This window comes from Pedobacter sp. WC2501, from assembly GCF_052682415.1.
The window spans coordinates 4,053,358-4,065,760 of sequence record NZ_JBQZFI010000001.1; the positions used below are offsets into that span (position 1 = coordinate 4,053,358).

The following is a 12,403-nucleotide window of genomic DNA, read 5'->3' on the forward strand; positions in this document are numbered from 1 at the left end:
TGTTCATATTAGGCATTTTATCTATAGTTCTCGTATTAGCTCAGGAAGTTGCAAACCCTGTTTCAGCGGAAACCATGGAAAAAATTTATCAGGAAGTAAAAACGCCTTATAAATATGGCTTGGTAATGGTTCCTGAAGATAATCAGCATAAAATGGATTGTCCAACAGTTTTCCGTAAAGGGAAGTTTTGGTACATGACCTACCTGATTTTTAGTGGTCGTGGTTACGAGACCTGGCTGGCAAAAAGTAAAGATTTATTGCATTGGGAAAATCAGGGTAAACTGATGTCTTTTGCTGATGCAGGCCATTGGGATGATAGCCAAAAAGCTGGTTATAATGCTTTATTGGATACCAAATGGGGTGGAAGTTATGGGGTAAATCAATTTGATGGTAAATATTGGATGTCGTATTTCGGCGGGAAAGAAAAAGGTTACGAAGTAGAGCCTTTATCCATTGGAATGGCTTATACCACGAATGATCCATCAATGGTTCAGGAGTGGAATAGGCTGGATAAACCCGTTTTGACTTCGGGTGATGCAGATGTACGTTGGTGGGAAAACCGGAACAAACTTTTTAAAAGTACGGTAATTGAAGATAAACAAAAATTAACGGGACATCGGTTTGTAATGTATTACAATGCTGTTGGTGATTCTTTAGTAAACAATAAAAAAACACGCTGGTATGAGCGAATTGGTATGGCTGTTTCTGATGATATGATTCATTGGCAACGGTTCAATAAAAATCCTGTGGTTCATCATCCTGTGGGCATTACAGGAGATGCTGTTATCCAGAAAATTAACAACACCTGGGTAATGTTTTACTTTGGCGCCTTCTGGCAAGACAGAAAGGGTTCATTTAATCGCTTTGCCGCCTCTAATGATCTGGTAAACTGGGTCGACTGGACAGGCGATAACCTGATTGAATCATCAGAAAAATATGATGAACTGTATGCACATAAATCTTTCGTACTGAAATACAAAGGCACGGTGTACCATTTTTATTGTGCTGTAAATAAACTAGATCAGCGCGGCATTGCTGTGGCTACATCGAAAGATTTGGGTAAGAGTAAAGTAAATTTTGTAAGCGAAATTAAGAAATAACATGAAGAGGCTAATAAAATATAGATTTTTGATTTTTTCGCTCTTAGTATTATTTCCGGTAGGCTATTGCGGCTCCAAATCGTCTTCGACCGTCATTTCGACTGAATCGCAGCGTAGTGGAGAAATCTTTGAATTTAGCAGCAGCCCTTACAATAAAGATTTCTCCACTGCGCCCGTAATTCCGTCATTGCGAGGAGGAACGACAAAGCAATCTATTTTACAGGAAAGATTGCTTCTCCCCATGAAAAATCGGGCTCGCAATGACGATTTGAGAATTAGAACAAGCTTTAACAAAGACTGGAAATTCTTCCTGGGCGATGAACCGAATGCTAAATCACCTTCATTCGACGATTTAAAATGGAGAAAATTAACCTTGCCGCACGATTGGAGCATTGAAGGAAAATTCGATGAGAAAAATCCTGCAAAACCTGAGGGTGGAGGTTTGCCTACTGGCATAGGCTGGTATAGAAAGGAATTTATAGCACCAGCTAATTTCGAAAACCGACTCATCAACATCGAATTCGATGGCGTATATAAAAATAGTGAAGTTTGGGTAAACGGAGAATATTTAGGCAAAAGACCTTATGGTTATAGTTCCTTTTCTTATGAGATCAGCAAATTCCTAAAATCTGGAAAAAACATCATTGCCGTTAAAGTTGATAATTCAGCACAGCCCGATTCACGCTGGTATTCAGGATCAGGCATTTATAGGAATGTATGGTTAACATCTACAGCCAAAGTATCAATAAGTCAACATGGCCTTTTTGTTGAATCCGGTTTTGTAAGTGGCGATTTCGGAGAATCAACAGATGGCGGTACTTTAAAGCCAGGGCAAAAAGTAGGCTACATAGAACCTCATGTTAGTTTTATAAATAAATCCTTAGATAAAACCAAAAAGTATAAGGTTGAATTTTCGGTAATAAACAGAGAGGGAAAACAGGTTTTAAAACATGTTTTGGAAGAAGATATAATCGAAGATAATACTGGTAAAGGTGTTTCTAACCTGCTGATCAGTCAGCCGGAAATATGGTCGGTAGAAAGACCCTATTTATACACCTTAGTGGCTAAAATCATTGATTCGGAAAATCAAATTATAGACCAACAAAGTACAACTTTTGGTATCCGGAGATTCCATTTTGATGCGCTAAAAGGTTTCTCCTTAAATGGAAAACCGATGAAAATCCTGGGTGTTTGTCTGCACCACGATTTAGGTGCTTTAGGCGCTGCCGTAAACGTACGTGCGATGGAGCGCCAGCTCGAAATCATGAAAGCCATGGGTGTAAATGCCATCCGTACCGCTCATAATCCGCCAGCACCTGAGTTTCTGGATTTATGCGATAAAATGGGCTTTTTGGTAATGGACGAAGCTTTTGATATGTGGGCGAAGAAGAAAACTAAAAATGATTATCACCTGAATTTTCCGGAATGGCATAAAGCTGACCTGGAGGACATGATTAAACGCGACCGTAATCATCCATCTATTATCCTTTGGAGCATTGGCAACGAAATCCGCGAGCAGTTTGACAGTACAGGTATTGCGTTAACGAAGGAGTTGGTTAAAATTGTTAAAAATCTGGATAGAAGCCGACCTGTAATTTCTGCACTAACAGAAACAAAAGCTGAAAAGAATTTTATCTACCAGGCCAAGGCGCTTGATATTTACGGCTTAAACTATAACCATAAACTCTACAAAGATTTTCCTGAAAATTATCCAGGCGTTAAGTTTTTAGCTACTGAAACTACCTCCGCGCTTGAAACCAGGGGTTTTTATGATACAGCCGATACCATCCGCCGTTGGCCGAAAGATGGAAAAACGAAGTTTACCGAAGGCAATAAAGAATGGTCGGCATCTGCTTACGATAATGTTTCTGCATATTGGGGCTCCACACATGAAGAAACCTGGGCAGCAGCTAAAAAATACGATCATGTATCGGGCTTATTCGTGTGGACAGGTTTCGATTATCTCGGCGAGCCACTACCATATCCCTGGCCAGCCAGAAGTTCTTATTTCGGCATTGTCGATTTAGCGGGTTTCCCGAAAGATTCATATTATATGTACCAAAGCGAATGGACAAACAAACCAGTATTGCACATTTTACCCCATTGGAACTGGCAGCAAGGAAAATCAGTTGAGGTTTGGGCGTATTACAACAATGCCGATGAAGTAGAACTTTATCTGAACGGAAAATCTTTAGGTAAAAGATCAAAACAGGGGGATGATTTACATGTGCTTTGGAAGGTACCTTTTAAGCCTGGAACATTAAAGGCTGTATCACGCAAAAATGGAAAAAAAGTGTTAGTACGAGAGATTAAAACGGCAGGAGCTCCGGCAAAAATCGAATTAATCGCTGATAGAAAAAATATTAAAGCAAATGGTAAGGATCTATCATTCATAACTGTCCGCATTTTAGATGCTGCCGGAAATGTAGTGCCGGATGCTGATAATCTGGTTGATTTTAAAGTAGATGGTGTTGGCTTTATCGCTGGCGTTGATAACGGCTTTCAGGCCAGTGTTGAGCCTTTTAAAGCGAATTACCGCAAAGCATTTCATGGGTTATGCTTAGCCATATTGCAGTCAACAGAAAAAACAGGAACAATTAAACTAACGGCATCATCAGCTGGTTTGATGTCGTCTTCGATTATAATTAATACTGGGAAATGATGAGAAAAGTGGCCGCGAAGAATAGCCATGGTTCGTTTCTTTACGAACCACAATTTGAGAATAAATAAAATAAATTATAAAAACAGGTAAATAGAATAACAGAAATGATTCTATCGGTTGGTGTCTCACCGACCGAAATAAAAATTAAACAACTTGGTTGGTGGAGATACCAACCATTAGAGAACAATAAAAGCTATTGTCATTCTGAGGAACGAAGAATCTGCAAGCTATAGCAAACAGGCTCTTGAATCTATCGGTTGGTGTCTCACCGACCGAAATAAAACATGGTTGGTGAGACACCTACCATTAGAGGAGAATAAAAGGCATTGTCATTCTGAGGAACGAAGAATCTGCAAACTATGGGAAACAAGCTCTACTAAGGCAGCAATTGAATAGGGGTTTGTGAAATAGGAAAGATTCTTCACTGCGTTCAGAATGACAAAGAAATAAAAAGAAAATAAAGTGGAAAATACAATTAATTTAAAAGGAATAACCTGGAACCATAGTCGTGGGCTTTTGCCGATGGTGGCTACGGCGCAGCGATTTTCAGAATTACACCCAAATGTAAACATCACCTGGGAGAAAAGAAGTTTGCAGCAATTTGCTGATTTTTCAATCCAGGAATTGGCAGAACAATTTGATCTGTTGGTAATCGATCATCCCTGGGCAGGTTTTGCCGCCAAAACAAAATCAATTGTGCCTTTAGACCTTTATCTTTCTCCAGAATATTTGAAAGACCAGGAAGAAAATTCGGTAGGTCATTCTTACGAGAGTTACTTCTATGATGACCATTTATGGGCTTTGCCGATAGATGCTGCAACCCCCGTAGCCGCTTCAAGGCCAGATTTATTAGCCAAAAAAGGATTGCAACTGCCAAAATCTTTTGATGATTTGTTGGTGCTTGCTGATAAAGGTTTGGTTGCCTTTGCGGGCATTCCCATTGATGTTTTAATGAATTTTTATACGCTTTGTTGTTCCTTAGGAGAGGATCCTTGCCAAAATGAAGAGGAAGTGGTTTCTACTGAAACGGGTGTTAAGGTGTTGAAAATGTACCGGGGATTGGCTTCAAAAATGGATAAAGCCAATTTCAACAGAAACCCCATTCAGGTGTACGAAGCGATGACTTTAAACGACGAAATTGCGTATTGCCCTTTTGCTTATGGCTACTCGAACTATTCGCGTAATGGTTATGCCCGCAAAACCTTGCATTTTCACGATATGATTTCTTTAGATGGTAAAACCAATCTAAGAAGCACATTGGGCGGAACTGGTTTAGCCATTTCTGCTAAATGCGATGCATTGGAGATGGCTGCCAAATATGTGGAATTTGTAGGTTCACCGGCTTGTCAGTCTACCTTGTTTTTTGAAAGCGGTGGTCAACCCGGGCATTTATCAGCCTGGAAAAACGAAGAAGTCAATCGCCAGAGTCAGCATTATTTTCTGAATACCTTACCTGCCTTACAAAGAGCTTTTCTCCGTCCACGTTACCATGGCTCCATGTATTTTCAAGACCATGCAGGTGATATGGTTCGCGATTATTTAATGAATGGAGGCGATGAAATCCAGATTTTAACCGCCATGAATGAATTGTATCAGCAATCTAAAAGCTTAGTATTATCATGAACAAGCCGTTAGAAGGACTTTTGGTTTTAGAGTTTTGTCAATTTTTGGCAGGACCTTCGGCAGGCTTAAAACTGGCCGATTTGGGTGCCCGTGTGATTAAAATCGAACGACCAAAAACAGGCGATGCTTGCAGATCTTTATCCATCAAGAATCTTTTTGTGGATGAAGACAGCCTGCTTTTTCACACCATCAACCGGAATAAAGAAAGTTATGCCGCCGATTTAAAAAATCCGGAAGATTTAGAAAGACTTAAAAAATTAATCAGCAAGGCCGATGTGATGACGCATAATTTCCGTCCTGGTGTAATGGAGAAAATTGGCCTGGATTATGAAAACGTTCAAAAAATCAATCCCAAAATTGTTTATGGCCTGGTCACCGGTTATGGAAGTGAAGGCCCGTGGAAAAACAAGCCAGGGCAGGATTTGTTGGTTCAATCTGTTTCAGGTCTTACTTTTTTATCAGGAATTGATGTAGACGGGCCCGTTCCGTTTGGCCTTTCCGTTTCTGATATTATGTGCGGGAACCACTTGACGCAAGGCATTATGGCCGCTTTAATCAAGAGGGCCAAAACAAATAAAAGTGTGTTGGTTGAGGTGAGTTTGTTGGAATCCATTTTAGATGTACAGTTTGAAGTATTAACCACCTACTTAAATGATGGCGGAAAATTACCCGATAGAAGCGGAGCAAAAGGAAGTGCGCACGCTTATTTAAGCGCTCCTTATGGCATGTACGAAACCAACGATGGTTATATTGCCATGGCCATGGGCAACCTGCCGAATATCTGTGCAATTATTAATTGTGATATTACTGACTTATACGTTGAGGCTGGTTCAGCCTTCGAAAACCGTGATAAGTTGATTGTTCGCTTAGCTGCAACGTTTAAAAAGGAAAATACAAAACATTGGGTTGATCTTTTGGAAAGTCACGGTATCTGGTGCGCTGAAGTATTGAGCTACCGAACGGCAACAGCTTTAAATACCTATAAAAAACTGGATATCGAGCAGCAACTGGATTTAGCTGATGGCAAAAAAATTAAGACAACGGTGAGCCCGATCCGCTTGGATAACGAAAAGTTATTTGCTTCTAAAGCCGCGCCAAAACTTGGGGGAAATACCGCAGAGATTAATAAAGAGTTTGAATTGAATTAATTGTCACGTTGAGCCTGTCGAAACGCAAAGATAAATCTACAAAAGGTTCTTCGACAGGCTCAGAATGACAAACGAAAAATAAAATATAAAATAAAGTCATCATTTCGATCCGATAGCTATCGGATGAAGCGCAGGGTAATGGAGAAATCTATCTGAGAAAGATTGAATAGATCTCTCCACTACGGTCGAGATGACGATCGCGTTACTTGAAGTGACTATTTAAAAAAGTAAAATTATGCTACCGCTTGAAGATTATTTAGTTATCGATTTCAGCCAGTTTCTTTCTGGCCCATCGGCAGGTTTGCGCCTGGCCGATATGGGCGCCCGCGTAATCAAAATTGAACGTTTGGGTGTAGGCGATATCTGCCGTACATTATACACCTCAAATTTGATTATGAATGGCGAATCGTCAGTTTTTCATGCCATCAACAGAAATAAAGAAAGCTTTGAAGTTGATTTAAAAAGCGAAGAAGATTGCGAAATGGTTCGCCAACTGCTAAAAAAGGCAGATGTAATGATTCATAACTTCCGCCCGGGCGTAATGGAACGCTTGGGTTTCGATTATCAATCGGTTACCGCTTTAAATCCTAAAATTATTTATGGTGAAATTTCAGGCTATGGCAACAACACGGAATGGAAAAATAAACCAGGTCAGGATTTACTTTTACAATCGGTTACTGGTCTAACTTCTTTAACAGGAAATGCCGATAGTGGTCCTGTTGCCATGGGTTTATCCATTGTAGACATGCTGGCCGGCGCACATTTAGCACAAGGACTTTTAGCTTGTTTATATCGAAAAGCCATAAAAAATGAAGGCGGGTTTGTGCAGGTAAGCATGATGGAGTCTGCTTACGATTTCCAGTTCGAAACCATTACCACCTTTATGAATGATGGTGGAAGCTTACCCGAACGCTCAAAAAAGAACAATGCAAACGCATATTTAGGTGCTCCTTATGGGATTTATCAAACCGAAAACGGATATTTAGCCCTGGCGATGGGTTCAATTCCACAGTTAGGCAATTTGCTTGGATGTGAGCAGCTGGAAGATTACGTTGAAGTGAGCGAAGCGTTTGATAAACGCGATGAGATTAAGGCTATTTTAGCCAATCATCTTCTATCGGCCACCACCGAAAAGTGGCTTTCCATACTGGAACCTGCCGATATCTGGTGTGCCGATGTTTTAAACTGGAATGCGTTAATGGCGCACGACGGGTTTAAGGTGTTGAAGATGATCCAGGAAGTGGAAATGATAGATGGGTATAAATATGAAACCACCAGATGCCCGATCCGTATTGATGGTGAGTTGCTTACCTCAGCAAAAGGTTCGCCTAAATTAGGACAGGATAATGAGAGAATTATCAAAGAATTTATAACACAGCATACAACTGCAAATGCATAACCAGATAGATACTTTCAGGATAGCCGTCCGTAAATTTGCACCCTTTGAATCTGCCATGCAGAAATTTTGGGCGCAATATTGTATGGTTTCGGGTTGCAAACTGAAATTGGAAATGGTGGTGATGGATTTACACGAACTTTACGACAGTACCATTACCCAAAAAGGTTTAGCCAATGGCGACTTTGATATTGCACATATTAGTACCGATTGGGTTTTAGAAGGTTATACCAATCATGATTTTGAAGTTTTAAATCCTTACATCAATAAAAATAAACCCGACGATTTTCCGAGAGGTTGGAGCAAGTCGCTTTTAAGTTTACAGCGTTTTGGCTGGGAAGTAGTTGGGCTGCCCTTTCACGACGGGCCTGAATGTTTTATTTACCGCAAAGACCTGTTCGAAAGCGAGACCGAAAAAGCCAACTATTTAACGCAGTATGGAAAAATTTTAGATGTACCGAAAACCTGGGAAGATTTTCATCAGATTGCCAGGTTCTTTAACCGTCCTCAAGATAACCTTTACGGGAGTATCTTCGCCTGTTACCCTGATGGCCATAATACTGTTTTTGATTTTTGTTTGCAATTGTGGACCAGAGGTGGAAGCCTGGTAGATCAACATGGCCATATCCAGATTAATACCCAAGCGGCAATTGATGGGCTTAATTTCTATCGCACGATAGTGAATGACAAAACCGCTTTTCACCCAAAATCGGCACAATTCGAATCTGTTGCTGCAGGAATAGCCTTTTCGCAAGGTGAGGCTGCAATGATGATTAATTGGTTTGGTTTTGCGGCTATGTGTGAAGTAGATGCAAATTCAAAGGTGAAAGGCAAAATTGATGTTGAACTGTTACCTTCAGCCTTTAATGAAAAATCAGCTTCTTTAAACGTATACTGGCTTTATACCATTGCCAAGGGGAGTAAAAACAAAGATATCGCATACGATTTTCTTCGTTTTGCATTGGATAAAGAACAAGACAAACAACTCACCTTAGAAGGCGGAATTGGTTGTCGGATTTCAACCTGGACAGATGAAGAAATCAATCAAATAATCCCATACTACCATAAACTCGAAGCTTTACATGAGGTGGCCAATATGTTACCGCAAAAAGCCAACTGGGCTGCAATTGCAGCAATAATCGACCAGATGGTTTTGCAGGCTATAAATACAGATCAATTTACCGAAGAATTGATTCGACTGGCGCAAAACCAGATTAATGAAATTGACAAATGAGCATTGATATAAAATATAAACCAGAATTACCCCAAAGCAAACAGCCCATTATTATTATTGGTGCTGGCGGCATTGTGGCCGATGCGCATCTTCCGGCCTATAAAATTGCAGGTTTCGAGGTTCACGGCATTGTAAACCGAACTAAAGAAAGGGCACAGAAACTGGCAGATACCTTCGGCATTCCGAATGTGTATAATTCAGTAGCCGAGGCGGTAAAGCTGGCTCCTGCAAACGCTGTTTACGATTTAACCATCATGCCCGAACAATATATCGAAACGTTAAAACAGTTGCCTGATGGAAGTGCAGTACTGATCCAAAAACCAATGGGCGATGATTTTACACAGGCTAAGGAAATCCTCGAATTGTGCCGGTCGAAAAACTTAAAAGCAGCTATAAACTTTCAATTACGCTTTGCACCATTTGTAAGTGCTGCAAGATACCTGATCGATAAAGGTTTAATAGGCGAATTATACGATATGGAAGTTCGGGTGACGATTAAAACGCCATGGGAGATTTTCCCTCATGTGATTATTCATCCGCGTTTAGAAATCCAGTACCATAGCATTCATTATGTAGATTTAATTCGCTCGTTTTTGGGCAATCCGGAAAGTATCCTGGCCAAAACATTAAAACATCCGGCTAAAAGTTTGTCATCTTCGCGTTCTACCATTTTATTCGATTATGGCGATACCATGCATGCCGTGATTAACACCAATCATGATCATGATTTCGGTCCAAACCACCAGGAAAGTTATATTAAATGGGAGGGAACCAAAGGTGCAATTGTAGCTAAAATTGGTTTGTTGATGGATTACCCGCATGGTGTACCCGATGTTTTTGAATATTGCATTGTAGAAGAGGGGAAATCACCAGAATGGCAAACTATAAAACTGGAAGGCTCCTGGTTTCCGGAAGCTTTTATCGGCACAATGGCCAATTTAATGCGGTACAATGAAGGTTCAAGCGACGTTTTAAATACCAGTGTAGAAGATGTAATTCAAACCATGGCAGTAGTAGAAAGTGCGTATAAATCGAGTGATATTGGAGGAATTAAAGTGAAAGAACAATTAAATAACTAAGAATATCATCCTTGTTTATAACGTGGATGTAGGAAAAAAGCGATTATATCGCTTACATAAGAAAATTATGTATTTCATTTTTAAGATTACCGAAGCAATCTGTTTTGCGAGAAAGATTGCTTCGTTTCGATGAAAAATCGAAAACTCGCAATGACGGAATTATAAAATTAAATCGTCCTCGTTTGTAACGAGGATGTATGAGAAAAGCGATTGTATCGCTTACAAGAAACTAAAACTATGTATTTCAAATCAACATTTTTTGAAGATTACCAATTACAGGATAAGCGCGTAACCTTAGGTCGCACGATAACAGAAACTGATTTTGTCGTTCACGCAGGACATACCGGCGATTTTTTCCCGCACCACATGGATGCAGAATGGTGTGCTACACAACCTTTCAAACAAAGAATAGCCCACGGGACGATGATTTTTAGCATTGGGATCGGCTTAACCGCATCAGAAATTAATCCTGAGGCCATGAGTAAAGGATACGATAAATTACGTTTTGTAAAACCTGTTTTTATTGGCGATACCATTCACTCCGAAATTACCATTTCTGAAAAAGGAGAAAGCAAAAGGCCGGAATATGGCACCGTAACCGAACACGTTGAGATCATTAACCAACATGGACAAGTGGTATTGGTGTGCGACCATCTTTTGGTGGTGAAAAAGGTTCATTAGTTCAATGGTCAATAGTTAATTGGTCTGGGCGCCTATAGCGACAGTCTTACCAGGGATCATTAAAACGATCGATCATCAATGAACTATTGACTAATATAAAAATAAACTAACGGCTAATGAACCAAAAAACTATTAAACTAAACCAATGAACCAATGACTAATGAACCAATAACCACACAGCCAGAAATTGTAACCGGGGGCGACTCCTCATCAGGAAAGAAGTACCTGTTACCTTTTATACTCGTAATCAGCTTGTTTTTCCTTTGGGGAATGGCGCATAACCTCGATTCGATTCTGATTCCACATTTAAAAAAAGCTTGTAATTTAAACAATAAACAATCAACGTTGATTGATACCTCTGTTTTCTTCGCTTATTTTTTAATGGCTATTCCAGCCGGAATGATTTTGAAAAAATGGGGATATAAAGCAACCATGATCTCAGGTTTACTGGCTTTTGCTTTCGGTGCATTTTTGTTTGTTCCAGCTGCCAATAACCTCTCTTACATCACATTTTTGATCGCACTTTTCATTATTGGTTGCGGTTTAACCATGCTCGAAACCTCGGCAAATCCTTACGCTGCTGTATTGGGCGATCCTGCAAAAGCAACAAGCAGATTAAACCTTGCTGCATCTTTCAACGGATTGGCTGCAATGGTTGCACCAATGATTGGCGGATTGTTTATTCTATCGGGTAAATCGCACACAAAAGAGGAACTGGCTGCGATGACCGAAGTTAGCCGAAACAACTACTTCCTTGAAGAGGCTGCGTCGGTGAAAACACCTTACATTACGCTTGGAATAGTGTTATTGGTTATAGCCGCAATATTCTACTTTATCCATCTTCCTGAAATTAAAACGAAAAGCATTGATGGTGAAGCAAAGGGAAGCTTTTTCGGTTCACTACGTCACAAACATTTAAAATGGGCAGTAGTTGCTCAGTTCTTTTATGTTGGTGCGCAGGTTTGTGTTACCAGTTTTTTTATCAGAATGGCTCAGCAAGGCGGCGGGTTTGACGAGAAAACAGCAGCATCATATCTGGCAATTTATGGTTTGTTATTTACTATTGGCCGCTTTGCAGGAACCGCGATCCTTCAGTTCGTGTCATCGAATAAGTTGCTCGCTATCTATGCGGTAATCTCTATCTTATTGTGTTTGGTAGCTATATTAGGAAAAGGCTCTTATGTGGTTTATGCGCTTGGTGCAATAGGCTTTTTTATGTCGATTATGTTCCCAACCATTTTTGCGTTAGGAATAGAGGGCATAGGCGACGACACCAAGCCAGGGTCATCATGGTTGATTATGTCGATTGTGGGCGGAGCCATTTTGCCATTTGGAATGGGAAGTTTAATCGATATGTATGGCGATAATATTCAGATCGGTTACAGCATCCCACTGGTGTGTTTTGTGGTTATTCTTTATTTCGGCTTAAGAGGGTATAAAATCGCACACAAATAATATAAGTTGTTCATTACGTTAGTAA

Annotated in this window: 9 protein-coding genes; all 9 read left to right on the plus strand. The window is 40.2% G+C overall.

Annotation, left to right across the window (positions count from 1 at the left end):
• The first annotated feature begins 74 nt into the window (after positions 1-74).
• Complete coding sequence (locus ACUN24_RS17080; RefSeq protein ID WP_445563592.1) at positions 75-1,100, plus strand: glycosylase; 1,026 nt, start codon at positions 75-77, stop codon at positions 1,098-1,100.
• 241 nt (positions 1,101-1,341) lie between these two features.
• On the plus strand, positions 1,342-3,762 hold the full coding sequence (locus ACUN24_RS17085; protein ID WP_445563593.1) for a glycoside hydrolase family 2 TIM barrel-domain containing protein: 2,421 nt from the start codon (positions 1,342-1,344) through the stop codon (positions 3,760-3,762).
• Between the two features lie 462 nt (positions 3,763-4,224).
• On the plus strand, positions 4,225-5,385 hold the full coding sequence (locus ACUN24_RS17090) for an ABC transporter substrate-binding protein (RefSeq protein ID WP_445563594.1): 1,161 nt from the start codon (positions 4,225-4,227) through the stop codon (positions 5,383-5,385).
• On the plus strand, positions 5,382-6,533 hold the full coding sequence (locus ACUN24_RS17095) for a CaiB/BaiF CoA transferase family protein (RefSeq protein ID WP_445563595.1): 1,152 nt from the start codon (positions 5,382-5,384) through the stop codon (positions 6,531-6,533). Before ACUN24_RS17090 ends, ACUN24_RS17095 begins: the two co-directional genes overlap by 4 nt.
• Before the next feature lie 235 nt (positions 6,534-6,768).
• Positions 6,769-7,932: a CaiB/BaiF CoA transferase family protein gene (locus ACUN24_RS17100; RefSeq protein WP_445563596.1), complete on the plus strand. Its 1,164-nt coding sequence runs from the start codon at positions 6,769-6,771 to the stop codon at positions 7,930-7,932.
• Positions 7,925-9,163: an extracellular solute-binding protein gene (locus ACUN24_RS17105; protein WP_445563597.1), complete on the plus strand. Its 1,239-nt coding sequence runs from the start codon at positions 7,925-7,927 to the stop codon at positions 9,161-9,163. Before ACUN24_RS17100 ends, ACUN24_RS17105 begins: the two co-directional genes overlap by 8 nt.
• Entirely contained in the window at positions 9,160-10,242 is a 1,083-nt protein-coding gene (locus tag ACUN24_RS17110; RefSeq protein ID WP_445563598.1) for a Gfo/Idh/MocA family protein, read from the plus strand. Before ACUN24_RS17105 ends, ACUN24_RS17110 begins: the two co-directional genes overlap by 4 nt.
• Before the next feature lie 237 nt (positions 10,243-10,479).
• On the plus strand, positions 10,480-10,923 hold the full coding sequence (locus ACUN24_RS17115) for a MaoC/PaaZ C-terminal domain-containing protein (RefSeq protein ID WP_445563599.1): 444 nt from the start codon (positions 10,480-10,482) through the stop codon (positions 10,921-10,923).
• A 153-nt stretch (positions 10,924-11,076) separates the two neighbouring features.
• A complete protein-coding gene (gene fucP, locus ACUN24_RS17120; RefSeq protein ID WP_445563600.1) occupies positions 11,077-12,378 on the plus strand; it encodes an L-fucose:H+ symporter permease in 1,302 nt (433 codons plus the stop codon).
• Positions 12,379-12,403: the final 25 nt, after the last annotated feature.